The following is a 25,859-nucleotide window of genomic DNA, read 5'->3' on the forward strand; positions in this document are numbered from 1 at the left end:
ACGGCCTCCATAAACCGCGACCACAGTCACACCTAATGCAAGCTGGGACTGGCGATCAGTGACAGACCTTCCTTTGCGAAAGCATCGACCTCGATGCAAAGGTGGCCATGAAAACAAGGCCTTCGGGATGCCAGTGGGGCCCAAGCCTAAATCTTCACCAGCATGGCCGTCGTGTACATGAAGGCGGCGCCGACGGCGATTCCCCTATGACTAGACTCTGGTCAGGCTGCTGGGTCGAGTTTGGCGCTGTGGTTGCGCCACACTATCGACGCGAATCGCGTGTTGATACGAGTTGACAATTGACAACTTCGGGACCGATGGTAGTCCTCAGGCATGGGTATGTTTCGAATCACATTGCAAAAGATGTTGGTTCTGCTCCGCTTGGCGATTGTCATGTCGCTGACGGTTTACTCGTTGCCGACTGCCTCTGCCGCCATGCATGGCGCTTGGTCCCATTCGGAAGTTGCTCAGTCCGACGATCATCATCATGAGATGGCGAGCGGTGGGCATTCGCATGGCGATCAGAAATCCTCTCCGGACGACGCTCAGAAGCTTGTGAAGACCGAGTGCTGCAAGGGCTTCTGCGTCAGCATGGCGATTGTTGCTGAAGCCGACTCGGTCGCTGGACCGCGCGTAGCCTCCATCCGCGAGTTCGTCGACGACGCCCACACGATGGGCGAACTCCCACCGCTGCACCGTCCCCCGAATATCTGAGTAGGTAAAACCGCTCCTCGCGGAACGAATCCGTGCGTTTGTGGGCGTGATTTGCGCTCCAGCGCCGCTGCAATTCCTATTCGGATATAACCATGAGACCTTTGTTTTTCGTGGTCGCATTGCCGCTTTTCGCAAGCGGATGCGCTACCACATTGCCTCCCGATGTCATTGCTTCAGGCGACCTCGCCACCTCCCAGGTCGGAGTCCGCCCTATCAGATATACGAGCCCGGTCTCGGGCTACACCCACCGTGTCCCGGTCGATCCCAAGCCGTGGCGCAATCAGAATGACGTGCAGGCTCCCGAAGGAGACGCGTCATGATCAGAGCCAAGATGAAACTCGCTGCGACGCTCGTCTTGCCGCTGGTACTCGGCGGTTGCGTTTCCACGACCGAGTACGCAGCGAAGGATGCCGGGTTTTCCTTGGTCAAGGGCAAGACCGCTGAGGCTGCGGGCAAGCAGACGGTCTGGGTACAGAACCAGCAGCAGGCCCGCATCGTCTCCGACCGCGTGAAGACGCTGATGGCGAAGAAGACCATCGACGTCGAAACCGCCGTCCAGGTCGCTCTGCTCAACAACAAGGGGCTGCAGGCCGCCTATGCCGATCTTGGAGACTCGGCTGCCGACGCCTGGCAGTCGACAATGCTTGTCAATCCGACGGTCGCCATTGGCCTCAACGGTATCGGAGCGCCGGGGATCGAGGCATTCAGGTCCGTCGAGGGTGTGATTGCAAATAACATCCTGGCGCTCGCCACGCGCGAGCGCGATATCGCCATCGCCGACACCCGGTTCCGGCAGGCGCAGTTGAACGCCGCGCTGCGCACCCTGCAGCTCGCTGCAGACACGCGTCGCGCCTGGATCAATGCCGTCGCCGCCTGGGAGACGGTCGGTCAGCTCAACCAGGCGCAGGCGGCGGCCGACGCCGCCTCGGAACTCGCCCAGAAGCTCGGCGAGACCGGAGCCATGACGAAGGGCTCCCAGGCTCGCGAGCACGTCTTCTACGCCGAGCTGGCAGGACAGTCTGCGAAGGTGCGGTTGGAGGCCCGGCTCGCCAAGGAAGAGCTGACGCGGTTGATGGGGGTCTGGGGCTCGGACATCGACTACCACGTGCCGAACCGCCTGCCGTCCCTGCCGAAGGGTCTGATGAAGCGCGATCTGATCGAGGCGGAAGCGTTGCAACGCCGTGTCGATCTCCAGATGGCGAAACTTGACCTCGAAGCGACAGCCAAATCCTACAAGCTGACGGAAGCAACCCGTTACGTCACTGACCTCGAACTCCTGACCGGCTTCGAGACCGAAAGGGAAAAGGAAGACGGCAACGTCGAGACCGAGACGACAGGCATTGCCGAACTCGAATTCGTCATTCCAATCTTCGACAGCGGCAGGGCCCGCATGCGCAAGGCGGAACTGGCTTACATGCGGTCGGCGAACCTGCTGGCGGAAAAGGCGGTCAACGTCCGCTCGGAGGCCCGCTCCGCCTACCAGGCTTACCGCGCCAACTACGATATCGCCCGGCACTACCGGAACAGCGTCGTGCCGCTGCGGACCAAGATCGAAGAGGAATCCCTCCTCACCTACAACGCGATGATCACCAACACCTTCGAACTGCTCGCCGATAGCCGCGACAAGGTCAACTCGATCCTGCTTGCCGTCAACGCCAAGCGCGATTTCTGGCTGGCCGAGGCCAATCTCGCCCCCGCCATCTATGGCGGCGGCGCAGGAGCGGCTTCCGGCGAAACGGAAGTCGCGGCAGCCGCCGAGAGCGGCGGCGGCGGCCACTGAGAAAGGAACAGACGATGTTCAACAGAAGACAATTGCTCGGCGCGAGCGCCGCACTGGTATCGACCGCCGCTTGGGCGAAGACCTCCAACATGGGGCTTCCCGAGGCAGCCGTTATGGAGACGGCGGAGACTCAAGCCCCGGTCCGTCCAACCTCCGGCCCCGACTACAATCCCGTCGTCACTCTTAACGGCTGGACGCTCCCCTACCGCATGAACATCGGCGTCAAGGAGTTCCACCTCGTCGCCGAGCCGGTCGAGCGCGAGATGGCCGAAGGCATGATTGCCTACCTCTGGGGCTACAACGGCCAGTCGCCGGGACCGACTATCGAGGCGGTCGAGGGCGACCGGGTGCGCATCTTCGTCACCAACAAGCTGCCCGAGCACACGACGATCCACTGGCATGGCATGATTCTGCCCTCCGGCATGGACGGCGTCGGCGGACTGACGCAGCCGCACATCCCCGTCGGCAAGACCTTCGTCTACGAATTCGACCTCGTGAAGTCCGGCACCTTCATGTACCACCCGCACTCCGACGAGATGGTGCAGATGGCGATGGGGATGATGGGCTTCTTCGTCGTCCACCCGAAGGACCCGAAGTTCATGCCGGTCGACCGCGACTTCGTCTTCCTGCTCAACGCCTACGATATCGATCCCGGTTCGTATGTCCCGAAGATCATGGAGATGACCGACTTCAATATGTGGTGCTGGAACAGCCGCGTATTTCCGGACATTAGCCCGCTCGTCGTTTCCAAGAACGACCGGGTCCGCGTCCGGGTCGGCAATCTCACCATGACCAACCACCCGATCCACATGCACGGCTACGACTTCGAGGTCACCTGCACCGACGGCGGCTGGGTGCGGCCGGAGGCGCGTTGGCCGGAGGTCAGCATCGACATCCCGGTCGGGGCGATGCGGGCATACGAGTTCGACGCCAAATATGTCGGCGACTGGGCGATCCATTGCCACAAGTCGCACCACACGATGAACGCCATGGGGCACGATATCCCGACCTTCATCGGCGTCGACAAGTCGAAGGTCACAGAGAAGATCAAGAAGGTCCAGCCGGAATACATGCCGATGGGCACCAAGGGCATGGCCGATATGGGCGAAATGGAAATGGAAATTCCCGAGAACACCATACCGATGATGACCGGCTGGGGGCCGCACGGCCCCATCGAGATGGGCGGCATGTTCTCGGTCGTCAAGGTGCGCGAAGGCATGTCGGCCGACGATTATACCGACCCCGGCTGGTACGAAAACCCGCCCGGAACCCAGGCTTGGGAGTGGACGGGCGAGCTTCCCGATTGGACCAAGGCCAAGGACGCAAAGACCCAGATCACGCCGAAACATTCGAAACACGGATGATGCCGCGTGCCGATGTTCAACCAACCAAAGGACTACACGATGAAAGCTGCAACCTTCGGACTTCTCGTAGCCGCGCTCGCCACTCCGGCACTCGCTGGTGGTAATCACGCAGGCGGCCATGGCGAGGCCATGGCGGTCGGCGAACCCGGCAAGAAAGCCAACGCCACCCAGACCATCCAGGTCACGATGAAGGAGACGGAAGACGGCAAGATGATCTTCACGCCGTCGACCTTCAAGGTCCGCAAGGGCCAGACCGTCCGCTTCGCAATCAAGAACGCGGGCGAACTCGACCATGAGTTCGTGCTCGATCAGGAAGACAAGATCATGGAGCACAAGGCGGTGATGGAGAAGTTCCCGGAGATGGAACATGACGATCCAAACGCCATCCGTCTCGCGGCCGGAAAGTCCGGCGAAATCATCTGGAAGTTCACCAATGACGGCACGTTCAAGATCGCCTGCCTGGTGCCCGGCCACTACGACGCAGGCATGCACGGCGACATCACGGTTGCCAAGAAGTAATCATCGAAAGGAGCCTCATATGAAAACGTTCGTCAAGCTCGCCCTCGCCTCCACCGTCGCCTTTGGCACCGCCTACGGCGCTCTCGCCGCCGAGTTCACCAAGGCCACCGTCAAGAAGATCGACGCCAAAGCGAAGAAGGTGACGCTGATCCACGAAGAGCTGAAGTCTCTCGACATGCCCGCGATGACGATGGTGTTCCGCGTCCAGGACGACGCCATGCTGGAGAAGCTGAAGGAAGGCGCGAGCATCGAATTCGTCGCCGAGCGCGTCAACGGCAAGCTAACCGTCACACAGGTCAAATAATCGCTGCAACAGGACGCGGGCGTAGCCGGCCGCGTCCTGTTCCGTTCATTCGCTGGGCTGCGGCTCCCGAGCGATGTCTTGCATTTGCCTCGCGGCGTGATGCAGCGGGAGCGCTACGATACCGGCGGTGTGCAGACGGCTCTCCAGAGATCATCCTTCCAGTCGGGTCCGACACCGGATGTGGGGATCGGGTAATCGACACCCCCCACCGAGACCGCCGCCGGGGAACTGCATCGGACCGACGCCTTGTGCTTGCCGGGATCGCTGTAGACCCCCTCTCCCTCGGCGCTCGTTTGAAGCGAGATGAACACATCGAAGTCGTACTCCACGCTTGCCGCGGCTCGGTTGCCGACGAGACTCAGGCTGACAACGGTGTGATCGGGAAAATGCGCCCTGTGAAAGACCAGGGGCTCGGTCGCGGCCCCGGATGTTAGCAGCAATGTCTCGACAGCAACGGCAGAGAGAACAGTACGCATTCACCCCTCCCGTGGTTCATGCGGCGTCCAAACTATACCACGGGGCCGTCGTTGAGGACTTGATTGGGGCTTAGAGCCGACCTTCGGCTGCCTGGCGCGCAAAGGTTCAATTTCGGAACCAGCCACGGCCCGCTGCCGAATTGGTGGTAGGCGCGAGGTCGCGCTCCCTCGACGATGTCGCGGTGACCCGTGAATGCGGCCACCAAGGGGGTGGCCACCCTGGTTCATGACGCGCGCGTATAAGCCTCAGATGTACAGGCTGCTATTGTGCCTTTTCCACCTGTCCTCGGATCTCTCCGTCAGGGAACTTCTCCGTGTGGATGTTGAGATACCACTTTCCGGCCTGCAAATCCGCCAAGTGCTTGTCGGAGATTTCGGCAGATCCGGAGCTTATGGCCTTCGAGACATCGACGACTGGTCCGGCATTTTCGCTTGGTGCAGCCGGGCCATGAAAATGTGCAGCCGTAGCGTCCCCAGACAAGCCGCTGGAGCTTACCGTCCACTTCAGCCTTTTGCTATCAGTGTCGAAGCTGATGTCGGCCATCCCCTTTCCGGCGCTGTCGTTAGGAGGCACTTCACTCGATCCACGCAGGTCAGCCGTGAATTTAAGGGTCTCGGCCGATGCGGCGCTCGCGGCCGTCATTGCAACTATAGCGAGCCCAGTTAGAAGAATATTTCTAGGCACAGTTCTCATCGTGCATCCTCCCAAAAAGCAGTTGTACTTCAGGCTGCCAATCAACTCTTCAGAACGGGCTTGAGTTCCCGGCGAGAACGGCCTCTGACCGCCGCGGCAGCGTTTAGATGGCGCTGAACATTCTTTTACGGCCGGAGCCTTTCGGCCAAGAATAAGAAGAAGCGCCGGACCTTCACCGCGATATGGCGATTGGCAGGATAGACCACCTGCAACTCATGCGGATATCCCAGGCGTACGAGCCGGCCCTGCCGGATGTCCTCCCCGACGATAAAGTCGGGCAGGAGGACGATGCCGAGCCCGAGCAAGGCGGCATCGCGCAAACCCAGAGTGTGACGAGCTCCAGCCGGGGCGCATCGGAATGCGGAACTCCTCACCGTTCCTGCTGAACGGCCAGATCCGCCCCATTTTAGTTTGGTAACGTGGAGACAGGAGTGGCGTGCGAGGTCGTGCGGCGTCTCCGTCACCATGTGCGCCAATATAGACGGGCGAAGCGCTAATCGCGATTGTCGATGCAACGGCGCGCGGCAAATGCCCACACTCGCGCATTGCGGACACTCGGACTAAGTGCAATATGATCGATGCCTAATAAGGATCACCAGGCTCTGGATGCCTTCGTGAAGGGCAACCCTGAACCTTTGAAAGAACTCTACTCGCGACGGGATGACGTCATCATCGCCAATCCGTTCGGGCCGCCTGCGATGGGCTGGGAAATGGCGGCCGCGACGATGGAACGGGCTGCCACCGATTATCGGGACGGCGAGGCCACCGGTTTCGAGCGCATCTCCGAGTACGCGACAGCGGCCTTGGGATACATCATCGAGATCGAGCGGTTTCGCTCCAAGGTCGGTGGCGGGGACAAGCTGGTGCCGCTTGCTCTTCGGGTCACCACTATCTTCCGGCGGGAGCAGGGTGCGTGGAGAATCATCCTTCGTCATGCCGCTCCGATTACCTCTGCCCGCCCGGCCGAATCCATAACTGGAGTCGAAGAAGGTTAGACGTCCCGAGTTGATGGGCGCCGCTTTGCCTCTCACTATTCGCGAGCGTTGTCCCGCGTGAACGCAAAATACATCGATTTTCAATGGGTTTTGCAGGATAAGCCGCATCAATGGCTTAGCGTTCGCCTGGACACCGGTCCTTCACGCGAAATCGTTAGGCTTATCCGAACAGCGATCAGCCCTCACGCCGCGCCCGGAATCGCGCTGGGCACATCGCTCGCTGTTCAGCAGCCGAATGATATCCGCGGCGTCGAGCAGCGCGCTGCGTATTTCGCGCTCCGAACGCTCCGGAGCGGATACGGCAACCTTCAACAGAGCGATAGTGGCGTCCTGGACAGCGCTGTTCGCCTCCTTGCCCTTTACCTTCCGAATGTCGCGGATTACCGCCACGGCCTGCTCCAGCAGCCGGCGGGCCGCCAACGGGGTGAGATGATGGACCTCATTGGCAGCGCGGAATAGCTCGGAAACGAAATCCGTTACCGTGGTCATCATCGGATTGATACCTACTTTTCAGACGGAAGTAGTACGCGGATTAGTGAATACATCTACTCCGTGTAGTCGTCAAAGGGAAACGAATGCACGCGTCGCTCCATTGGGCGGCGCCCCTAATCCTTGACTGCCACCAGCGCTGTGCGACGCTGAACGCAAAGCGAGACGCGAAGGATGATGAATTTCGATGACGACGTGGAGACGGCGCTAGCCCTCTCCTGCGAAGAGCTCCAGATGACGCGGGAAGAATTGATCCGCCTCATCATTCGCGAGTGGCTGCAGGGATACGGTTACCTGCCCATCAACGACTTGGACGACGGGAGCGACACCGAGGGGAGTGTGTAGGTGAGCGGCTTTACTTTCGAAGAGCGAGCGGCCCGAGCCAAAGCGCCGGGCCGACGCCATTAAACGGCAAGCGGAAGCCCAAAAGGCAGCGATGCGTCGTGCTGAACTGGAGGAACTTGGTGCGCGCGGAGATGAGATGTCTCCATTGTCGGCAGACCGATGCGATGGTGGGAGGCGACGAACCCAGAAATTCCTTTGTGCGATATCTGCCTCTGACACGCTCGAACCGAGCAGACTGAAGCGTGTGTCACGCAATCGACACGATCGACCATTATACAGGTCTCATCTCGCCATTGACCACGGATGTACTGGCAATGGCTGCAGGAAGGTCGGGGTTGCCCGGCCTTTTTTGTTGCCGAGTGATCCCACAAGCCGCTTACCAAAATTAAAACGCGCCCGCCGATAAGACGGGCGCCGAGTCAGCTTACAGTACTCTTTGCTCCTTTGAAGACACCTCATGGCAAACGCGGGAGCAACGACAATTATGCTCCAAAACCCCACGTAGTTCCAGTGCATCAGACCATAGTCGCAAAGTTCCTGATCAAAGAAGCAAGCGCCGGCTCGTCGACGAGGAGCGCTGCATCTCTGCAGTTAACCAAGTCATTTTCCGTTCACCCTTCTCGGGCCAGCTTACCTGGTGCCTTTTTACCTCGAGCGGATAGACAAGCACTTGAAGCCGTTCGAAATCGCCGTCGCCGCGCTTCCAATACGTGTAGCTGCCCGCCGGCTTGCTTTCGACTTTCCCGACAACACCAGCCTCCTCAAAGGCTTCCCTCGCGGCGGCGTCCCATTGCTTCTGGCCCTTCTTCCGCCATCCCTTCGGTATGATGAACCGGCCGGTATCGCGTGAGGTGATCAGGAGAATTTCGATGGAACCAAGCTCGGAGACGCGAAACGGCAGGGCGGCAACCTGTCGTCGCAGGGTAGAGTCGTCTGTCGCGTGCTGTTTTTCTTTCTTTGTCATCTCGACGAGATTTAGCGCACCAGACGAGCGAGGCAAACCGTCACGGGCAGCCCCTTTGAAGAAGTGGGTCAGCCCGAAAGCTTGACGATGCCATCGACAAAGTACTCGACCTGATACCGGAAGGAGCCAGCTTGCTCGCTCGCTGCTTGCCATACCGCGCGGCTGTACTTCCCCTCGGTGGTGATCCAATCTACCGCCACGAGGCAACTCACCACAACGAAATAGAGCAGCAAGTCGCGCATGTCGGAAGTGTACCACAGATAGATTTAGCAGTCGCTAATGCTCTTAGGCGGACGTACCGCCGAGCGCACCTGTTGGTCTGACATTTTGGCGAACCGCATAGCATACGGCCATCGCGGCAACTGCTGAAACCTTGCGCGAATAGAACCGGCGGAGAGCTGCCGGCGGCCTGACAAGCGAGGCTAGCGGCTCCAAGTGCCCGGAGCCCGAACTTTCCGTTCACGCTGTGTTCATGCAAAACGCGCTATAAACCATTGAAAGACAAGGCGCGATGGCGGCCGCCTAACAGAAGCTGGCAGGCGCTCCGACTATGCCCCGGAACCGGAAAAAGCCGAAGTAAATCAAATTCCGGATGTGGCATGACGCCTGCCTCCTGGCGAGGTGAAAACATGAAACGCACCCTCTTGAAAATTGCCGCGGCCGGTATGCTATTGCTTGCTCCGGCGATTGCGCAGGCGGCAGAAGGCTTCGCGACGGCGAACGTCAACATGCGCGCCGGCCCAAGTACAGCATATCCGGCGGTCACCGTAATTCCGGCCGGCGAATCCATCGAGATCTACGGCTGTCTTGCAGACGTGCCCTGGTGCGACGTGGAATTCTACGATGGCCGCGGCTGGGTGCACGGCCGATATATCCAGGCACTTTATCAACAGCGACGCGTGTATGTCGGTCCTCAATATTATCGCACGCTCGGTATTCCGGTCGTTGTCTTCAGCTTCAGCAGTTATTGGGATCGTCACTACCGCGACTATGACTTTTATCGCGACCGCGATCGCTGGCGCCGCGGGCCGGATTTCCATCGCAGGCCGGATCGCAGTGCGGAACCCTACCGGCCGCCCAGCCGTCGACGCGAGTTCGAGCCGAGCCCAGCTCCGGCCCCGGAATTCGAGCGGCGATTGGAGCGCAGGCCCGATCTTAGCCGTTCCCCTGAAAGACGCCGGGACTTTGACGATCGTCCGGATCGCCTTCCGGAACTCGATCGCGCGCCCAGCCGAAGGCCCAATGTCGACAGGCAGCCCGACTTTAACCGTGATCTGGGCAGCGGTGGCGATCGCAACCGCCGGGACTATGAACGTCGAGGCGATGACGACAATCGCGTCATCCGCCGCGGCGACGACAATCGTAATCGCAGCGGTGGTGACAATGACCGCCGCAGGCCGCAGCGACGTGTCTGCCAACCCGGCGAACCGGGTTGCCGCAACTAAGGCAGCCCAGGGCGGCCTAGATGCCGCCGGATGCTGATTTGGCGAACCCAATGATCCGATTGGAGAAGGTTGTTTCCAGATTGGGGTCGAGGCGCTGGCGGCGGCTACACTCCAAGGCCCTTGGGTTGCAATAATGGCGAGAAAGCCGGGCTAGCCCTGTTGTCCGCTCCGTCCGCACTACGGACATTCGTGCTGAAGGCCGCGGACGACCGCTACCCGCCCATCTCTGCTGTTGCTGACCCGCCGACGAGGGCATGCTTCGCCCCGGAAGCGGAAATAATTGCCGCTCCAAGCACGTGTTGACTGAGGCCCAAAGCCAAGGCACAAAGGTGGCATCCACGGTCGCTCGCGAGGGAAAAATCTAGGGCATTCAAAGGCGATTTCAGTAAGTCATTGAAATCATGTGAGAATCCCCAGCCACTCGGTTTTCTTAGCTTTTTCCGATTTTGCCCATCCGACCGAGAACCGCTCGGTAGGCCTATGGTAGGCTTTTTTTGGCCTATCCTACCGCCGCGCCCCCGGTAGGATTGCGGCTTGCTTGGCGACCGCCAGCAAGCGCTCACCTGCCGTTTCCGTACCGGCCGCGTGCCGTGCGGAAATCTACGTAAGCTTGTGCCATTCACCTCCAATATTTACCAAATAACCAAACCTTACGCCGTCCTTGCGCTGGCCTCCCGGTATCTCTCCAACCATTGTCGGGATTTTGCCGAACGGCTTCATGTGCATAGCCGCCAGATACGCCATGAGGGTTTCTATGCCGTCGAGCAATTGTCCCACGATCACCGACATAAATTGTTCGAGCGCGATCTTATCGATGGGCGTAGCATCGTGAATAACTTGGATAGTTGGCTCTTCCAGACGACGATCCGCAGTTAGCTGGTAGTCACGCAATTCTATTCGTTGAGTCGTCTTCGGATGCTCGATGCAATGACGCGTGTTGCGGATCAACTTGCCAAATTCTGCTAATGCCGTGGAAAATTTTATGAATTGAGCGTTTGCCGCGTGTCGCGCCTTTATCACATTCGCGAAGCCGTCGAGCCACTTACCGGCGCTTCGCATTTCGGCCTCAGAGTAGAACAAGGCACACATATTGAAAATCGTTTGGCATGCGTGATCCGCCTTCTGAATGAAGCTCTTCATTCGAGCCTCAATCCCGGGAACTGCAGGTAACCTAAAGGCTCTATCTTCGGGAGGCGTCACCTTTGCCTCGGCTGCACGTTTATTGGCTGCGTATTCTTCCGCAATCTCCTGCGCAGCGAGCACATCTCTTAGTAATTCAAGAGCGGCTATCAGCACCGCATTCCAGTCAATCGGCTCTAGAAGGCGATCCTTTCTGAATAGTTCTCGTGCGGTTAAAAGAATCCGGCGGACGATTTCTGAGCCGGAACCGGCGTCCACCACAATTTGCTGCATATTAGGTATATCCGCGCGCGTTCGTTTCGGATCGATCTCGTCTGCCATGGCGATGACGTAAATGGCTTTCTCCTTAATGATGTAGAGCCTATTGGAGATCGTCATCATTCCCGTGATAGCGCCGTCTGAGCCATCGCCTACCTTGATGCGCCCCGCAGACTCTCTAAGCCTGTCAATCTCTTTCTTTTTGGTCATTGTCGGCGGGCTTCCTGCTTATCAAAACAAATTACTGTAGAGACGTAGTAAGCTACGCAACCAAGCAAGAACCGGCCCATCAGCCTCACATGCGACGCCGGCGGTGTGACTTGTCGGCGCAACCCCGTTCGGTAGTTAGACGCACAAACCGTAGTTGTAGCTATTGCGATATTCAAGTCAAAGGGCACGGAAGCCAAGGCTCGCGCCTCAGCAGCTATTGCAGCCGATGGCGCAGGGTACTCTTGGCCATCTCGAACCAACACCCCTCACCGCGGCCTCCTTACCGCCCTCACCTTCCCACTCCGTCCTCCCCCGCAGAAGAACCGCCCGCTGCCGTCGGATTCCAGCCCTGACACGCCCGTTCCGGGCGGCATTTCGAGCGTCTCCAGCACCTTGCCCGTTTCGGGATCGATGCGCCGCACGTCGCTCTCGTCGTCCTCCCAGGTGCCGTGCCAGAGCTCGCCGTCGATCCAGGTGACGCCGGTGACGACGCGGTTGGACTCGATGGTGCGCAGGATCTTGCCGGTTTCGGGGTCGATCTGGTGGATCTTGCGGCCGCGGTGTTGCCCGACCCAGAGTGTTCCTTCGGCCCAGGTGAGCCCCGAGTCGCCGCCTTCGCCCGGCGCCGGGATCGTGTGGAGAACCCGGCCGGTCTTCGGGTCGATCTTCTGGATGCGATCCTCGGCGATCTGAAACAGGTGTTGGCCGTCGAAGGCCGTTCCGGCATGCGCCGCGACATCAATCGAGCGCAGCACCGTCCCGCTCTCCGGATCGAGAGCGTTGACCTTGTCGCCCGACGCAAACCAGACGTCCCGGCCATCGAAAGTGACGCCATGCACATTGTCGATGCCCGCAAAGGGTCCGTATTCGCGGAGAATTTCGGCCTGGGATCGTTTCATCTTCTCATCCTCGTTGTTGGTGATGCCGATGCTAAACGCCCGGCAGCGGACCGGGGAGTAACAAGATTGTCGGGAATGCCGGCACCGGCGGGCTCATCCAGCGGCGCGCCCGGCCGCGGCCGTAGGACTGCGCCTTGCCTGCGGCGCCAAGCGTTTCCAGCGCCCGCTGCACCGTGCGAGCGCTGGCGCCGAGCGCAATCGCCAGCGCCGAGCTCGACCATGCCTCGCCGTCGGAAAGAAGCGCAAGGACCGCCGCATGCTGCCCTTCGACGGGCGGCGCCAGCACGGCGACCTCGTCTGCCGGCGGCGCCAGCGCAAAGCCGCGCTTCGTCGCCCTCACCTCCGCCAGGCTCCCAAGCTCCGCTCGAAGCCGGCCGATCTCGACGCGCAACCGGGCGCGATGCGATTCATCGGCATGCTTCGCCCGGAAGGCGCGGGCGACGAGCGCGCTCCTCGGCACGTCTCCCGGCCAGGCTTCGGCGAGCGCGCGGGCGAGTGCGAACAGGACCGGTCGCGACGCCAGCGACACGACAGTGCCTGCACCGCGGACGGCATGGCGGCAGGCGTCGACGACGAGCGCTTGCGAGGCCAGCAGCGCTTCGACCTCATCGAGCAGCAGCGGGCGCGCCTCGCCGCGCGCGATCAGGCGCGCCGCGGGCGTGTCCAGAACAAGGGAGGCGTTTTCGACCTCCGCCGTCAGCGCTGGAATATTGGCTTGATGCGCCGCAGACTCGGCCCTGGCAAGCGCCGCCCGCGCCGCGGTCGTTCGCAGGCGGCGAATGGCAATCCCCGCAACCGCCAGCTCGTAGGCGGCCCTCGCGGCGGGCGGAAGCGGCGCGGGGTCGATGTCGGCGAGCGAGCGCTCGGCCTCGTCGAGCCGGCCGACCAGCAGCAGGCGTCGCACTTCGAGATTGCGCGCATGCGCGGCGTTTACCCAGTCGCCGTGCTTTTCGAGCGTCGCCCGCGCGGCCTCGAGCGCCTTGGCGGGAAAGGAGAGTTCGCGCGAGACGAGGGCGATCTCGGCCTCGGCGACTACGCATCGTGCCCGGGCCATCGCCTCTTTCGGACCGAAGGCGCGCGCCGCACCCTTGAGCAGGGTCTTTGCCCGGCCGAGATCGCCGAGCTGCGCCATGGCGATGCCTCTGAGTGCCAGCGCCGGCGCGTCGTCGCGCAGCGCCACCCGCTTCAGGGCGCCGAGCGGATCGCCGGTCGCCAGCGCCAGCGCCGCAGCGGTGATCATCGAATCCATCGAAATCCCGTCACACTTGTAACTCCCACCGCTTCGACCTGCGGCGGTAGTCTATCCGCTGACTCACCAAGCCGAAAGAAGGAGACAGGCGATGACGGAACACGCAACCGGGACACGCGGCGAATGGCTGGCAGCGCGGCTCGAACTGCTTCAGGCGGAGAAGGAACTGACGCGACGGAGCGATGAGCTGGCGCGGCAGCGCCAGGCGCTGCCGTGGGTCAGGATCGACAAGGACTACCGGTTCGAGACCGAAGCGGGCAATGCCTCGCTCAAGGACCTTTTCCAAGGGCGCTCACAGCTTCTCGTCTACCACTTCATGTTCGGCCCCGATTACACGGCCGGGTGCCCGTCCTGCTCGGCGATCGCGGATGGCTTCAACGGCTTCGTCGTCCACCTGCAAAACCACGATGTCGCCTTCTCGGCCATCTCGCGTGCGCCGCTCGCCAAGCTTGCGGCCTACAAGCAACGGATGGGCTGGAGCTTTCCCTGGGCGTCTTCGAACGACGGCGACTTCAACCGCGATTTCAGCGTCTGGTTCACGGCAGAAGAACAGCGCGAGGGCCGGATAGAATACAACTATCGCCGCGAGCCGCCCGCGCCCGAACCGCTCGCCGGCAAGACCGTACAGGAGTGGCAGCTGCGCGGCAGCGAGGGGCCGGTGGCGCAGATCGCGGCCACGACCGGCACCGACGTTGCCACCTATACGCGCGACCGGCCCGGCCTCAGCGCCTTCGTGCTCGACAAAGACGTCGTCTACCACACCTATTCCAGCTATGCGCGCGGCCTCGACGGCCTCTGGGGCATGTATCAATGGCTCGACCGGGCGCCGCTGGGGCGCAACGAGACCGGCGTCTGGTGGCGCCGAAACGACGAATATGGCCGGGGCTGAGGCTGCGATGCTGCGCCGCTCAGACAGCTCGAAAAGGAGGCCGCCCGCTTGTCGCGGATCCGGCGGCGGCGAGGCGGTCGCCCTCGGCGCAGCCGACTGGCTGTCCTTCGCGGCGGCGCCGACCTTCGCCGTCATGGCGGTGCTTGCCGGCGTGCTCGGCGGCCCGCCGGACATGCTCTGCGCATCGGCCGGCGATGCGTCGGCCATAACCGGCATGGCGCCGATGTACGCGCTGATGAGCGCCTTCCATGCGGCGCCCTGGCTGAGGCTTGTCGCCGGCCGGCGAAGTTCCCCGCACCGGACTTGATGCGCCGACCTTCTCGAAAAGAGCTGCCGGCGACTCATGAAGACAACTGGTGAAGGGCCGCCAGGAATACCGGCGACCCTCCGCAGCGATCCACGGGTTCGTCTACAGCGCCGCACGTCTTTTCAGACATGCAAAGGACGCTGTAACACTTTGAACCTACGCATCGTGCTTTCCGCCGATGCGCTAGGCCACCAGAAGGAAGTCGGTGGCGGCGAGCGACGTGACCTTGTTCAACGTCGCCACCAGCACCGCATCGGCCTCGTTGCCGGTGCCGTCGGCGTCGTACCAGAGGCGGCCATTGTCGGTCTCGAAGAAGAACTGGGCCGCCGTCCCCGTCGCCTTCTGGTCCGTACCGGAATAGAGCACCAGGTTGGAGAAGTGGAACACGCTCTTGTCGATGACGAGCTTGTCCTCGCCGCGCTTGAAGTCGGTGATCTGGTCACCGGAGCCGATCGCATCACCCGAGGCATAGATGAACTGGTCCGCGCCGGTGCCGCCGGTCAGCAGGTCGCCGTGGGCACCCCCTTCGAGCTTGTCGTTGCCGGCGCGACCGTCAAGCCTGTCGTCACCCATCCCGCCACTGAGGCTGTTGCCGGCGCTGTTGCCGAGGATCGTATCGTCGTTGTTGTGGCCAACCACGTTTTCAATGCTCACAAGCGTCAGCCCGGTCGCCACCCCGCCGTTCCTGGCATTGTTCTCCAGATCAACGATGACCGACCAGTCGGACACGATGTCAAACTCGAGCGTGTCGACACCCGCGCCGCCGTCGAAATAGTCGGTGCCGGTCTCATCGTTGTAGCGGTCGAACGTGTCGTTGCCCGCATCGCCATAGAGCTTGTCGTTACCCTTTCCGTCGACCAGATAGTCATTGCCGGCGCCGCCCCTGAGCGTATCGTTTCCGAGTCCGCCGTCGAGATAGTCGACTTGCCCGCTACCGATCACCGCGTCCCTGCCCGAGCCGCCCACATATTCGAGCGCCTCCATGCCGGTAAAGGACGTGTTGGCGTTCACCTTGACGAGGCCGTTTCCGAAGACGAAGGACACGTCGAAGGTCTCTGCGCCGAACTCGACGACAAGGCGGTCGAAGCCATCGCCGCCGGAAGCGTAGTCGCCGGCATTGATGTTGAGAACGTCGTTGCCCTTTTCGCCGTAGAGCCAGTCGGCACTGGTGTCCTTGATGCCGCCGCAGCCCCAAAGCACGTCGTCGCCATCGCCACCATAGAGCTTGTCTGCGCCGGTCCAGCCGGTCAGCTCGTCGTTGCCGCCAAGACCCTTGAGCGTGTCATTGCCGCCCATTCCGTTGAGGTCGTCGTCAAGGTTGCCAGCCGTCAGGCTGTCGTGCCCCGCGCCTGAGGTGAAGTTGACCGCCTCGACGTTTTTCAGAGTGATGTCACCGTTGATCACCGTCGCGTTGGCGGAAAGCACAAAGGACAGATTCTTCGTGCTGTCGTTCCGGCTGATCCAGGCCGTGTCAGTTCCCGATCCGCCGTCGACGGCGTACCGGCCTGCCGTCGAGCCACTCGCGTAGTTGACGCTCAGGGAGTCGTCGCCCGCGCCACCCAGCATGGTGGTCAGTGCCGTTCCCGTGTCCGTCGCTGCGGAAATGGTGTCGTTGCCGTTGCCGCCGTCGAGCCTGTTGGTGCCGCCGCCGTAGTCGGCGATACGGTCGTCGCCGTCTCCGCCCGAAACCGTGTCGCTGCCGCTGGTGCTGTAGAAGCTGTCGCCGCCTTTGCCGCCGGTCAGCCTGTTGTTGCCGGCGCCGGCGTTGACGCTGAGATATGCCGCAGTCCCGGCGGAAATGACGTCGCTGCCGTCGCCTGTGTCGATGGTGAAGCTCTCGCCATCGGTGACGACGGTTCCATCGGAAAGCTTGGCGGTGGTGCCGGAAACGGTGAAGGTCATGGCACTGTTGATATCGGAACGATCGATCCAGACCGAATCGGTGCCGCTGCCTGCCCTGATCGTATCCTTGCCGCCGCTGCCGACGATCAGGAGGTCGTTGCCGTCGCCGCCGTCGAGGACGTCGCTGCCGAGGCCGCCGTCGAGATGATCGTTGCCGCCAAGGCCAACGAGCGTGTCGTTGCCCGATTTTCCGGAAAACGTATCGGCGCCGGTCCAACCGGTGAACCGGTCGGCCGTGTCCGAGCCGTAAATGTCGTAGGCTTCAAAATTGACGAGGGTGGTGCCGTTGGAAAGCGTCTGCTTGATCGAGGAGGCCTTCGCGGTGAAGGTTCCGGAGAGACCGATCAGTTCGACCTCGTCGTAGCCGACGCCGCCGTCGAGCACGTCCTTGCCATCTCCTGCCCAACTTTCCATGTTGTGCCGGATCGTATCGTTGCCCGCCCCGCCGAGGACCGTGTCGTCATCGCCGTCGCCCGCGAGATAGTCGTTCTCCGAACCGCCGTCGATGATATCGTGGCCGGAACCGCCGGAAATGGTATCGGTGCCACTTTCGCCCTTGATGTTGTCGTCGCCGTAGCTGCCGTAGAGGTAGTCGCCGCCGGCGCCGCCGAGCAAGGTGTCGTTGCCGTCGTCGGCGGAGAGCCAGTCGGACCCGTAGCCGCCGGAGAGGTAGTCGTCACCGATGCCCCCCAGTATGGAATCACCCCCGTTGCCGCCATGGATCCTGTCGTTGCCGGCGTCGCCTTCGAGCCAGTCCTCACCAATGCCGCCGTTCAGAACGTCATTGCCGGCGCCGCCTTCGAACCAATCATCCCAGCGGCCTCCCGTGAAGGTGTCGGCGAAGTTGCTGCCGACCAGCTCGAAGCTCTCGACATTGACAATGGTGGCGCCGAGAACCGATTTCGAGACGATCGGGTCGAAGGCAGCCAAAGAGACGCCCTTGCCGGAGGCGCTGAAGTCGATGCCGAGCTCATCGAAGCCGAGGCCGCCATCGATCCTGTCGCCGGTGAGATCCGCGGCGCTCTCATTGCGGATTTCGTCATCCCCCGTCCCAGCGCTGATCGTATCGGCACCGGGACCACCGGTAATTGTGTCCTCGCCGGATCCGGTGCTGATCGAGTTGTTGCCGGCGTCACCATTCACCGTTTGATTGCCGACGCCGGGGATGGTGTAGCCGGCAGCCAACGGGTCAAGCGCCAGCGCCGCCTGAAGCGGCGCCGCGGACTTCACATTCTTGCTCATGGTTTCCTCGAGAGTTAGGTTTGCTTCGCCGATCTGGCGTGTCAAAGTGCTAGCCTGAGGAGCAACGCGTCGTTGTTCCTTCGGTAACTGGAGCACAATTGCTGGTGGCGGTGAACGTGCCGCCTGCGCCGAGATGATCGCCGGCCAGCGCGCGCACATTGAGCCCTGGGTACTGCCAGCTTCCTTGGATCGCAGCCAATTCAATGAAAAACACACAGCAATTCAAAGAATTACAGCGCCCGCTGTGGGGCTGATAAGATAGGTGGCGCTGTAGGGGATTGTGGCCGGGAGACGAGCAGGCCAGATCGAAGTCGCCGGCGAGAGTTAAGGCGCGACCTTGCACGCAGTACAAAGTGCTACAGCAACATTTGCGCGTCCAATTAGACACGCGGCGCTGTAGGGACGCCGCCCGCCGCGCAAGCGGGGCTAACGACAAGCATCTATCCGCCCTCACTCCCCCGAATTGAACTGCAGCGTAAACACATTGCCGGCAATCTCGTCGGCAAGCTCCTTTGAAAATTCCAGCGGCATGCAGTTCTGCAGGGCTTCCGTCGCGGCGGCGACGAAAGCCTTGCGCTGGTCTGCGTCTCCCGTGACGCGGATCGCCGTCGGCTGCGGCGGGCCCATCAGCGTGCCGTTGCCGCGGAAGCCGAATTTGAGCGTGACGAAGGAATCCGTAAAGCCGGCGGGAGGGGTCCAGCATTTGCCGAGCGCATCGCTGACCTCCTCGATGCTCCCCAATGGTTCGGCTCGCAGCGGATCCGCCGCGATTGCAACGAACAAGCTGGCCGCGGCCAACCCGATGGCAAGTTTCATTTCGACCCCCCGGCCCCCTGAACGATCAACTCAGCCCTCCGAGATTGCGACGAACGGCGCAGGGATGCAATCCGTCCGCAGACTATAACAGCCCGCGTCTGGCGAGATTGCGCATCAGCGCTGCCGCCCCAAACCTCCAGGGCGGGCAATCGGTGGAAAGCCGCACTGTGTTGACGAGGCTGCCGAGGGCGGGGCTCGAGATCGTCACCACGTCGCCGATCTTGTGGGTAAAGCCCTGGCCCGGCTCGCCGCGGTCCTCGACCGGCGCGAAGAGCGTTCCCATGAACAGCATCAGGCCGTCCGGATACTGGTGGTGCGGCCCGATCGTCTGGGCGACGAGGTCGAGCGGGTCGCGGCTGATCTCCCGCATCGTGCTCGCCCCCTCCAGGCGAAAACCGTCCTGACCCTCGATCAGCAGATCGAGGTCCGCCTTGCGCACGTCGTCGATCGAATAGGTCTCGTCGAAGAGGCGAATGAAGGGCCCAATCGCGCAGGAGGCGTTATTGTCCTTGGCTTTGCCGAGAAGCAGCGCCGACCGCCCTTCGACGTCGCGCAGGTTGACGTCGTTGCCGAGTGTCGCGCCCTTGGCGCGCCCGTCGGCGGAAACCGCAAGCACAATCTCCGGCTCAGGGTTGTTCCAGCGCGAAATCGGATGGAGGCCGACCGCGGCGCCCCAGCCGACCGACGAGAGCGGCTGGGCCTTGGTGAAGACCTCGGCATCGGGGCCGATGCCGACTTCGAGATATTGCGACCAGACGCCCTCCTCGATCAATGCTGCCTTGACTCCAGCGGCTTCCGGCGACCCGGCCTTCAGGTTTCTCAGGCTGTCGCCGATCAGCGTCGTCATCCGCGTGCGGATCGCCTCGGCCCTGGCGGCATCGCCGGCGGCGCGTTCCTCGATGACGCGCTCGATCATCGAACGGGCGAAAGTGACGCCGCAGGCCTTGACCGCCTGCAGGTCGCAAGGGGCGAGAAGGTGGATCTCGTCCCGGCGCGGCTCCGCCTTGGCCAGGACTGCCTCGAGGGATGCGATCGCTTCTCCGGAGGCCGAACGGACATAGGCGACGGGGTCGGCAAGATCGAGGAGGTCGCGCATTGTCGGCACCGCCTTCGAGGTGATGTCGATCAATACCCCCTCCCGGAGGGTTACCAGGCTCGGCCCCTCGACATCCGCGCGCCACGCCCGTCCCACGAAAGTCCCGCTTTCATAGCCCATGGTCATCTCCATCCCCCCGCTCTCGCTCATCCGCAATTCCATTACGCATGCCCATCTGGTTTTTGCAGTCGAACCGCCTCGCTGTAAAGCACCTTCTGCCGGCCGAGGTGTGTTTCGAAAGGGCCGCAACGGAACCTTGCAATATCCTGCGCGTTTCTTCTTTCAGCGCCTTTCCATCTCCCATGGCGAGGCGGCCACTATACTTGAAATGGTCGAGCGCCCCTCCTTAAGTCATCGCTGATTTAGGGAATTCTGACCGCCAGATGCTGGCCCCGAAGGGACGCGGCCAGAAAGGATGTAACTACCATGGACCCGCAGGACCAGTTGAAGGAACGGCCGCCGGTGGATCCGGTAACCGGACAGCCGGCACCGCCGCCCGAAGTGCCCGAAGCGCGCACGGGCCGCAGCACTTGGCCGTTGGTGGTCATCGTGCTTGCCGGTCTCGTGCTTGCGCTGATCGCCTGGTTGCCGGCCGAACTCACCAGAGACACAGAGGATATCCCGGCAACGACCTCCTCGACGACACAGGAGACGGCACCGGCCGCTCCGGAAGCGCAGCCACAGCCGGCACCGCCGCCACCTGAAGGAACGGCACCGCAGCCGCAGACTCCTCCGGCGCAGTGAGGGCCGAGCAGGATTGCGGGCGGGGACACGCCTCCCCGCCCCTTTGACGGCGTTGAGTTCTGCCGATCCAACGCCGTGTCGCCTCGTGTTTTCAGCCCATTTCGACCAAGGTCACCAGGTTCATGGACCAGATTCTTGCTGACATCCTCGTTGGAACGCGCACGCCCTATCCGGTGATCTTTGCTCGGCTGGGCGGCGCGATCCTGCTCGGCGCGCTCATCGGTATCGAGCGGGAAAAACGACAGCGTCCGGCGGGCCTCAGGACACATATTCTCGTGAGTCTTGCTTCGGCGATCTTCGCGGTGGTCGCGATCGAAAGCGTGCATATGACCAGCCTGTCGGGCCCGGAGGTGCGCATCGACCCGATCCGTGTCGTCGAAGCGGTGACCGCGGGGGTCGCCTTCCTTGCCGCCGGCATGATCGTGTTCTCCAAGGGGGAGATCAAAGGCCTGACGACGGGGGCCGGCATGTGGCTTGCCGGTGCCGTCGGCCTGTCGATCGGCTTCGGCTTCTGGTTGATCGCCACCTTCGCCGCAGTCGCCAGCCTCGCCGTCCTGTTCATCCTGGGTCGATTGGAGGTGGCGCTGCAATGGAAGGCGCCCGACGGGACGGAGGCAGCGGATCGCCGGACCGACCATGCACCGGAGGCGCCTTCCGCGTCGAACAACCGAACTTGATGAGCAAGAGTATGCCGTACCGAATTGAGATGTTCGGGCGTTTGTCCGTAACGTCGTCTAGGCGGATCCGGCGGCAGTGAATGCCTGTGGGCGCCCAATCGGCGCCGCTGCTGCTTCGACCGGCCCTCTCCGCCTTAGGACGCCAAGCGCGGCCACCGCCCGCATGGCGTCCTCGGCCGTCGCAAATGTCCGGCCATCGAGCGTCCAGACGCTGTACTTGACGGCGACAAAGCGCAATTGCCCGTGGTCGGGCATCAGCACGCCCACGGCCTCGCCGGCGAATTCGATCGTCTGCTTGTTCATGGAAACCCTCCCTCGCCGCCTGGAGGCAAAGCACGAGCGCGCCGAATCCTCGCCTTCAGCCGCGAGGAAAACACCTCACGGCCGCATTGGTTCCGGTCGGGACGAAAAAATCTCTCCGTCGCCGAACAAGGCTTCAGGCGAGGAAGCGGTCCGGCCGGTAGGGAGCAAGGTCGATCACGGTCTTCTCGCCGGTCATCGCTTCCGCGAGCGCCCGGCCGGTGACCGGGCCGAGCGTCATGCCGTGGTGGGCGTGCCCGAAGGCCAACCACAGGCCCTCGTGCCTCGGCGCCTTGCCGATGATCGGCATCATGTCCGGCGTGCAGGGCCGCGCGCCCAGCCACGGCTCCTCGTCTCGCCGTTCGGCAAGCGGGAAGAACTCGCGGGCGACGCGCTCCGCCCGCGTCAATTGGACGGGCGTTTTCGGCGCATCGCGCAGTGCGAATTCCGCCCCCGTCGTGAGGCGGATCCCGCGCAGCATCGGCGCCAGGAAATAGCCCTTCTCCGCGTCGAGCACCCAGTTGTTCAACTGAGCGCCATCCTTGGCGCCGTAGTGCATGTGATAGCCGCGCTTGACCGCAAGCGGAAAATGATAGCCGAGCTTGCGCGTCACCGTGTCGGCCCAAGGGCCGAGGGCAACCACCACCTCGCGGGTTTCCAGCGGGCCATCCGGCGTCGCCACACGCCAGCCGGGCCCCTCCAGGATATGCTCGAGCGTTGCCGCGTCGCCGGAGACAAGCCGGCCGCCGAGCGACTGGAAATAGCCGAGATAGGCCTTGTTCAGGCTGTGCGGGTCGCGGATCGACCAGGGATCGCTCCAGCGCAAGCCGCCGGCCAGTTCCACCTGGATCGACGGCTCGATGGCCTTCAACTCGCTGGTCGAAAGCTTCTGGTGGTTGACGCCGAATCCGGCGGAAAGCTTTTCGGCGTCCTTGTAGGCGGCGTCGCGCTCCTTCTCGGTGCGGAAGACCTTCATCCAGCCGTCCTTGCGGATGAGGTCGCCGGCGCCGGACGCATCGATCAGATCGCTGTGCTCGGCGATCGAGCTCTCGATCAGCGGTGCGTAGAGATGAGCGATCCGCCGATGCTGGGTGAAGCCCGAGTGCCACCAGTAGCGTGCCAGGAACGGCACCAGGCTCGGCAGCGCACGAAAGTGATAGCTGGCATCGATGGTATTGTTGAGCGCGTAGCGGAAAAGCGCGCCGAAATCATGCGGGAAGCCGTAGGGGAAGACACCCTCCCGCTGAATGAGGCCGGCATTGCCGTAAGAAGTCTCCTCGCCTGGGCCGCGGCGATCGAGAAGCACGACCGACTTGCCGCGCCGCGCCAGGTGAATGGCGCTCGAAATGCCGACGATCCCGGCGCCCAATACCACTACATCAGTTTTCATAGACCTTTGCCCCCTGTCTCGCCCCAATGCATAGCCAAGCGAACGAGACGGGGCAAGCGACAGCGGTGCCGCCACGAAAATGGGCGAGGCTCAAAGCCTCGCCCATATGAAACAAAATGCCTCGGTAAGGAGGTGCGGAGCGGAGAGCATTCCGCTCCGCAAATCGGTTGTCATTCCGTCGTCACGTTCGTCGGAAGAGCCCCATGACGAGCGAGATCACCAGGAAGATCAGGAACAGGAAGAACAGGATCTGAGCGATTCCCGCCGAGGTACCGGCTATGCCGCCGAAGCCGAGAACACCGGCTATGATGGCGACCACAAGAAAGATGAGGGCATAGTAGAGCATGAGCTATCTCCTTGCCTTGCAATTGAATTCCAAACGCTCTGCCGATCGCCTTTGTTCCGGTTGCGGTCCACGCGCCGTTAACCAGGCAGAAACCATGCGCTGAACCAAACGAAGCAAAATCAATCCGAAATTGCGATCCGGGCAATCACGTCAGGAACCTTCGCCACGGCTTGGCGTTCTCCGGGAAACAGCGTTCCTCGGGTTAGAGATGAAGATTCCCTCGCGACATATACTCAAGACGGTGACAGCGATCACGCGGCACGAGGCGGATGCGAGCAATCACAATCTGCACATCGGCAGAACACTGCGTGAGCTCGAGATGCACACGCAGGAAAAGAGCAACGAGCGTCTCCAGTTCCTTCTCGACAGTCTGGACCAGTCCGAGCGCCGACGTCGCGACTAGGCGGGGCAGTCTCCCTCAGGGTAAGTCGTGCCGACAAGCGCTCGACGCCGCGCGGCAACAACCGGGCGTGGCGTCGCCGGCTCGCGCGGAACAAAAGGCGTTAATCGGCGTTCTGACAACAATAACGTGCGCCGCGGCGGCGCTGGTCGAAGGGAGATGGGAATGCAAGCCTTCGCTGCGCCTGATCAGAAGGTCCCCGCGGGACCAGCCGCGCCGCGATTGCCGCTCGTCAACGGCGGTTCTGTGTCGGCCTTCCCACATCTCTTCGTCACCATCTTCATTCCGGCCCAGTTCGCCCGGACAAGTTCGCTTGCCCATACGCATTTACGGCAAACCAACCTCGGATAGGAAAGCACCATGAAAAAGATCCTACTCGTCGCCAGCGTCATTCTTCCCCTCGCCGCCGCTTGCACGCAAACGGAAAAGGGCGCGGCGGTTGGCGCCGTTTCCGGTGGCATCATCGGTGGCGCCATCTCGAACGATGTCAGGGGGGCCGCAGTCGGTGCGGCGGTAGGCGGCGTTGCCGGCGCCCTTATCGGCCGCGCGAACGAACCTGGCTATTGTGTCTATCGCGACCGCTACGGTCGCCGTTATACGGCGCGTTGCTGACGACCGGGTCCGCGAAGGCGGATTCGACGTCGCGTGATGGATTCTGCGAGCCTTCGGCCCTTCCTGCTGCAGGAGGGGCCGCGGGGATATGCCGTGTCCGCCACTTCCCTGTCACTCCTCCGCCCGTCACTCCTCCGATTGAGCCCTCTCCGCCTCGTCAAGGCGCCGGAGAAGGTCAATGAAGTGCTGCGGCACAGGTTCGGCTTCGACAGCCTGATAGAGCGCCCGCAACTTGGAAGCGACTACGGTATTGGCATCATTATTCCCGGCGCCAGAGTCCAGCATGCCTCGCGCGCGCCCGTTGGAGCGATCATTCATTTCTCAATTCCACGCACCGAAGGCTGAAATCCCACGGCTGTTTTCCATTCGTATGTCCAGCCCGCAAACTGTTTCCTTGAATTCGGAAGACGTGCGCACGACATTGACGTATCCTGCATCACGCCACCGCCCATAATTGGGACGTTACGCACAATAGTTTAGGAAGGCCTAAATGTCACTTTCCACCAGGATCGCGCCACATCTTCCTTATCTCAGGCGTTACGCCCGCGCCGTCACCGGTTCGCAGGCGGCGGGCGATGCCTATGTCGCCGCCATGCTGGAGGCACTGATTGACGACATCGGCCTTTTCCCTTCGGCATCGAACGATCGAATAAGCCTGTACAAGCTTTTCTGCTCCCTTTTTGACAAGCTGAACGTCGATCGGGCCCATTTGACCTCGCCGTTTGCCTGGGAACAGAAAGCCGCTACCAATCTCTCGCTGATCGCGCCGGCGCCGCGCCAGGCCTTCCTGCTGATCTCCGTCGAAGGGTTCTCAAGCGGCGAAGCGGCTGAAATCCTGTCGGTCGATCAAGGCGCGTTCGCCAAGCTTCTGGCCAGTGCCTCGCAAGAGATTTCGCGCCAGGTGGCCACCGACATCATGATCATCGAAGACGAACCGCTCATCGCCATGGACATCGAGGACATGGTGACGAGCCTGGGGCATCGGGTTACCGGCATTGCCCGCACGCATCGCGAGGCAATCGATATCTATCGACAGACTTCGCCCAAGATGGTTCTCGCAGATATCCAGCTCGCCGACGGGAGCTCCGGCATCGACGCGGTCAACGACATCCTGATGCAGGAGGCTGTCCCGGTGATCTTCATCACCGCCTTCCCGGAGCGGTTGCTGACCGGCAAAAAGCCGGAGCCGGCCTTCCTCGTCACGAAGCCTTTCAATCCGGAGATGGTCAAGGCGCTGATCAGCCAGGCGCTGTTCTTCGACGAGCAGGCGCACGCGGGCAGCCGCTAGACTAG

Annotated in this window: 32 protein-coding genes; 16 read left to right on the forward strand and 16 right to left on the reverse strand. The window is 62.0% G+C overall.

Going from position 1 to position 25,859, the window contains the following annotated elements:
- The first annotated feature begins 333 nt into the window (after positions 1–333).
- The 6 genes from RHIBR816_RS0101230 to RHIBR816_RS0101250 all read left to right on the forward strand — a co-directional run bounded on the left by RHIBR816_RS0101230 (position 334) and on the right by RHIBR816_RS0101250 (position 4,681).
- Positions 334–714 carry a hypothetical protein gene (locus tag RHIBR816_RS0101230; RefSeq protein WP_026186526.1) on the forward strand — a complete coding sequence of 127 codons (381 nt, stop codon included), beginning with the start codon at positions 334–336 and terminating at the stop codon, positions 712–714.
- A gap of 92 nt (positions 715–806) precedes the next feature.
- The gene (locus tag RHIBR816_RS38250; protein ID WP_084810973.1) at positions 807–1,034 is read left to right on the forward strand and encodes a hypothetical protein; all 228 of its coding nucleotides are present in this window, start codon (positions 807–809) and stop codon (positions 1,032–1,034) included.
- Positions 1,031–2,494, forward strand: a complete 1,464-nt coding sequence (locus tag RHIBR816_RS0101235) for a TolC family protein (RefSeq protein ID WP_018234715.1) — start codon at positions 1,031–1,033, stop codon at positions 2,492–2,494. Before RHIBR816_RS38250 ends, RHIBR816_RS0101235 begins: the two co-directional genes overlap by 4 nt.
- A gap of 14 nt (positions 2,495–2,508) precedes the next feature.
- Entirely contained in the window at positions 2,509–3,858 is a 1,350-nt protein-coding gene (locus RHIBR816_RS0101240; protein WP_018234716.1) for a multicopper oxidase family protein, read from the forward strand.
- Between the two features lie 39 nt (positions 3,859–3,897).
- On the forward strand, positions 3,898–4,377 hold the full coding sequence (locus RHIBR816_RS0101245) for a plastocyanin/azurin family copper-binding protein (protein WP_026186527.1): 480 nt from the start codon (positions 3,898–3,900) through the stop codon (positions 4,375–4,377).
- Between the two features lie 19 nt (positions 4,378–4,396).
- The gene (locus RHIBR816_RS0101250; protein WP_018234718.1) at positions 4,397–4,681 is read left to right on the forward strand and encodes a copper-binding protein; all 285 of its coding nucleotides are present in this window, start codon (positions 4,397–4,399) and stop codon (positions 4,679–4,681) included.
- Between the two features lie 113 nt (positions 4,682–4,794).
- Here the strand turns inward: RHIBR816_RS0101250 and RHIBR816_RS37870 are convergent, their stop codons facing one another.
- From RHIBR816_RS37870 to RHIBR816_RS35515, 3 genes are all read right to left on the reverse strand, one after another.
- Positions 4,795–5,157, reverse strand: a complete 363-nt coding sequence (locus tag RHIBR816_RS37870; RefSeq protein WP_018234719.1) for a hypothetical protein — start codon at positions 5,155–5,157, stop codon at positions 4,795–4,797.
- A gap of 262 nt (positions 5,158–5,419) precedes the next feature.
- On the reverse strand, positions 5,420–5,851 hold the full coding sequence (locus RHIBR816_RS0101260; protein WP_026186528.1) for a CHRD domain-containing protein: 432 nt from the start codon (positions 5,849–5,851) through the stop codon (positions 5,420–5,422).
- A 125-nt stretch (positions 5,852–5,976) separates the two neighbouring features.
- The gene (locus tag RHIBR816_RS35515; protein ID WP_084810974.1) at positions 5,977–6,318 is read right to left on the reverse strand and encodes a LysR substrate-binding domain-containing protein; all 342 of its coding nucleotides are present in this window, start codon (positions 6,316–6,318) and stop codon (positions 5,977–5,979) included.
- A 111-nt stretch (positions 6,319–6,429) separates the two neighbouring features.
- Here RHIBR816_RS35515 and RHIBR816_RS0101270 point away from each other — a divergent pair, with 111 nt between their 5' ends.
- A complete protein-coding gene (locus RHIBR816_RS0101270) occupies positions 6,430–6,846 on the forward strand; it encodes a DUF4440 domain-containing protein (RefSeq protein ID WP_018234722.1) in 417 nt (138 codons plus the stop codon).
- Between the two features lie 141 nt (positions 6,847–6,987).
- On the opposite strand, the gene RHIBR816_RS33585 is transcribed toward RHIBR816_RS0101270, so the two are convergent.
- Positions 6,988–7,338 carry a hypothetical protein gene (locus RHIBR816_RS33585; protein ID WP_018234723.1) on the reverse strand — a complete coding sequence of 117 codons (351 nt, stop codon included), beginning with the start codon at positions 7,336–7,338 and terminating at the stop codon, positions 6,988–6,990.
- A gap of 171 nt (positions 7,339–7,509) precedes the next feature.
- Between RHIBR816_RS33585 and RHIBR816_RS35520 the strand changes: the two genes are divergently transcribed.
- Entirely contained in the window at positions 7,510–7,680 is a 171-nt protein-coding gene (locus tag RHIBR816_RS35520) for a hypothetical protein (protein WP_018234724.1), read from the forward strand.
- A gap of 541 nt (positions 7,681–8,221) precedes the next feature.
- Here RHIBR816_RS35520 and RHIBR816_RS33590 read toward each other — a convergent pair.
- Together RHIBR816_RS33590 and RHIBR816_RS37875 are read right to left on the reverse strand one after the other, a co-directional pair.
- Positions 8,222–8,644, reverse strand: a complete 423-nt coding sequence (locus tag RHIBR816_RS33590; protein WP_371259037.1) for an NUDIX hydrolase — start codon at positions 8,642–8,644, stop codon at positions 8,222–8,224.
- Between the two features lie 68 nt (positions 8,645–8,712).
- Positions 8,713–8,886 (reverse strand): hypothetical protein, encoded by a 174-nt coding sequence (locus tag RHIBR816_RS37875; RefSeq protein WP_018234725.1) that lies wholly within the window; start codon positions 8,884–8,886, stop codon positions 8,713–8,715.
- Between the two features lie 387 nt (positions 8,887–9,273).
- Here RHIBR816_RS37875 and RHIBR816_RS0101295 point away from each other — a divergent pair, with 387 nt between their 5' ends.
- Positions 9,274–10,089: an SH3 domain-containing protein gene (locus tag RHIBR816_RS0101295; RefSeq protein WP_026186529.1), complete on the forward strand. Its 816-nt coding sequence runs from the start codon at positions 9,274–9,276 to the stop codon at positions 10,087–10,089.
- A gap of 600 nt (positions 10,090–10,689) precedes the next feature.
- On the opposite strand, the gene RHIBR816_RS0101300 is transcribed toward RHIBR816_RS0101295, so the two are convergent.
- From RHIBR816_RS0101300 to RHIBR816_RS0101310, 3 genes are all read right to left on the reverse strand, one after another.
- Entirely contained in the window at positions 10,690–11,697 is a 1,008-nt protein-coding gene (locus tag RHIBR816_RS0101300) for a hypothetical protein (RefSeq protein ID WP_018234727.1), read from the reverse strand.
- A 266-nt stretch (positions 11,698–11,963) separates the two neighbouring features.
- Positions 11,964–12,596: a PQQ-binding-like beta-propeller repeat protein gene (locus tag RHIBR816_RS0101305; RefSeq protein WP_018234728.1), complete on the reverse strand. Its 633-nt coding sequence runs from the start codon at positions 12,594–12,596 to the stop codon at positions 11,964–11,966.
- Between the two features lie 31 nt (positions 12,597–12,627).
- Entirely contained in the window at positions 12,628–13,845 is a 1,218-nt protein-coding gene (locus tag RHIBR816_RS0101310; protein ID WP_018234729.1) for a hypothetical protein, read from the reverse strand.
- A gap of 91 nt (positions 13,846–13,936) precedes the next feature.
- Between RHIBR816_RS0101310 and RHIBR816_RS0101315 the strand changes: the two genes are divergently transcribed.
- Together RHIBR816_RS0101315 and RHIBR816_RS0101320 are read left to right on the forward strand one after the other, a co-directional pair.
- A complete protein-coding gene (locus RHIBR816_RS0101315) occupies positions 13,937–14,734 on the forward strand; it encodes a thioredoxin family protein (RefSeq protein WP_018234730.1) in 798 nt (265 codons plus the stop codon).
- Positions 14,735–14,741: 7 nt separating this feature from the next.
- Positions 14,742–15,041, forward strand: coding sequence for a hypothetical protein (locus RHIBR816_RS0101320; RefSeq protein WP_034815889.1), 300 nt, complete (start codon positions 14,742–14,744; stop codon positions 15,039–15,041).
- Positions 15,042–15,224: 183 nt separating this feature from the next.
- On the opposite strand, the gene RHIBR816_RS0101325 is transcribed toward RHIBR816_RS0101320, so the two are convergent.
- The 3 genes from RHIBR816_RS0101325 to RHIBR816_RS0101335 form a co-directional block, all read right to left on the reverse strand.
- Entirely contained in the window at positions 15,225–18,185 is a 2,961-nt protein-coding gene (locus tag RHIBR816_RS0101325) for a calcium-binding protein (protein WP_018234732.1), read from the reverse strand.
- Between the two features lie 450 nt (positions 18,186–18,635).
- The gene (locus tag RHIBR816_RS0101330) at positions 18,636–19,001 is read right to left on the reverse strand and encodes a hypothetical protein (protein WP_026186530.1); all 366 of its coding nucleotides are present in this window, start codon (positions 18,999–19,001) and stop codon (positions 18,636–18,638) included.
- Between the two features lie 82 nt (positions 19,002–19,083).
- The gene (locus tag RHIBR816_RS0101335) at positions 19,084–20,229 is read right to left on the reverse strand and encodes a fumarylacetoacetate hydrolase family protein (protein WP_026186531.1); all 1,146 of its coding nucleotides are present in this window, start codon (positions 20,227–20,229) and stop codon (positions 19,084–19,086) included.
- Positions 20,230–20,523: 294 nt separating this feature from the next.
- Between RHIBR816_RS0101335 and RHIBR816_RS0101340 the strand changes: the two genes are divergently transcribed.
- Positions 20,524–20,841: a hypothetical protein gene (locus RHIBR816_RS0101340; RefSeq protein ID WP_018234735.1), complete on the forward strand. Its 318-nt coding sequence runs from the start codon at positions 20,524–20,526 to the stop codon at positions 20,839–20,841.
- Between the two features lie 122 nt (positions 20,842–20,963).
- On the forward strand, positions 20,964–21,518 hold the full coding sequence (locus RHIBR816_RS0101345; RefSeq protein ID WP_018234736.1) for an MgtC/SapB family protein: 555 nt from the start codon (positions 20,964–20,966) through the stop codon (positions 21,516–21,518).
- Positions 21,519–21,575: 57 nt separating this feature from the next.
- On the opposite strand, the gene RHIBR816_RS0101350 is transcribed toward RHIBR816_RS0101345, so the two are convergent.
- The 3 genes from RHIBR816_RS0101350 to RHIBR816_RS35530 all read right to left on the reverse strand — a co-directional run bounded on the left by RHIBR816_RS0101350 (position 21,576) and on the right by RHIBR816_RS35530 (position 23,554).
- Complete coding sequence (locus RHIBR816_RS0101350; RefSeq protein ID WP_018234737.1) at positions 21,576–21,821, reverse strand: hypothetical protein; 246 nt, start codon at positions 21,819–21,821, stop codon at positions 21,576–21,578.
- A gap of 133 nt (positions 21,822–21,954) precedes the next feature.
- Positions 21,955–23,208: an FAD-binding oxidoreductase gene (locus RHIBR816_RS0101355; RefSeq protein WP_026186532.1), complete on the reverse strand. Its 1,254-nt coding sequence runs from the start codon at positions 23,206–23,208 to the stop codon at positions 21,955–21,957.
- A 181-nt stretch (positions 23,209–23,389) separates the two neighbouring features.
- The gene (locus RHIBR816_RS35530) at positions 23,390–23,554 is read right to left on the reverse strand and encodes a DUF1328 domain-containing protein (protein ID WP_018234739.1); all 165 of its coding nucleotides are present in this window, start codon (positions 23,552–23,554) and stop codon (positions 23,390–23,392) included.
- A gap of 208 nt (positions 23,555–23,762) precedes the next feature.
- On the opposite strand from RHIBR816_RS35530, the gene RHIBR816_RS0101365 reads away from it, so the two are divergent.
- Both RHIBR816_RS0101365 and RHIBR816_RS0101375 read left to right on the forward strand, forming a co-directional pair.
- A complete protein-coding gene (locus tag RHIBR816_RS0101365) occupies positions 23,763–23,957 on the forward strand; it encodes a hypothetical protein (RefSeq protein WP_018234740.1) in 195 nt (64 codons plus the stop codon).
- A 357-nt stretch (positions 23,958–24,314) separates the two neighbouring features.
- On the forward strand, positions 24,315–24,566 hold the full coding sequence (locus tag RHIBR816_RS0101375) for a YMGG-like glycine zipper-containing protein (RefSeq protein WP_018234742.1): 252 nt from the start codon (positions 24,315–24,317) through the stop codon (positions 24,564–24,566).
- Between the two features lie 126 nt (positions 24,567–24,692).
- Here RHIBR816_RS0101375 and RHIBR816_RS38970 read toward each other — a convergent pair whose 3' ends face one another.
- Entirely contained in the window at positions 24,693–24,851 is a 159-nt protein-coding gene (locus RHIBR816_RS38970) for a NepR family anti-sigma factor (RefSeq protein WP_085929521.1), read from the reverse strand.
- A 205-nt stretch (positions 24,852–25,056) separates the two neighbouring features.
- On the opposite strand from RHIBR816_RS38970, the gene RHIBR816_RS0101385 reads away from it, so the two are divergent.
- Entirely contained in the window at positions 25,057–25,854 is a 798-nt protein-coding gene (locus RHIBR816_RS0101385; RefSeq protein WP_018234744.1) for a response regulator, read from the forward strand.
- Positions 25,855–25,859 lie beyond the last annotated feature (5 nt).

It is taken from the genome of Ensifer sp. BR816 (assembly GCF_000378985.1).
In the GTDB taxonomy this organism is placed as follows: Bacteria; Pseudomonadota; Alphaproteobacteria; order Rhizobiales; family Rhizobiaceae; genus Sinorhizobium.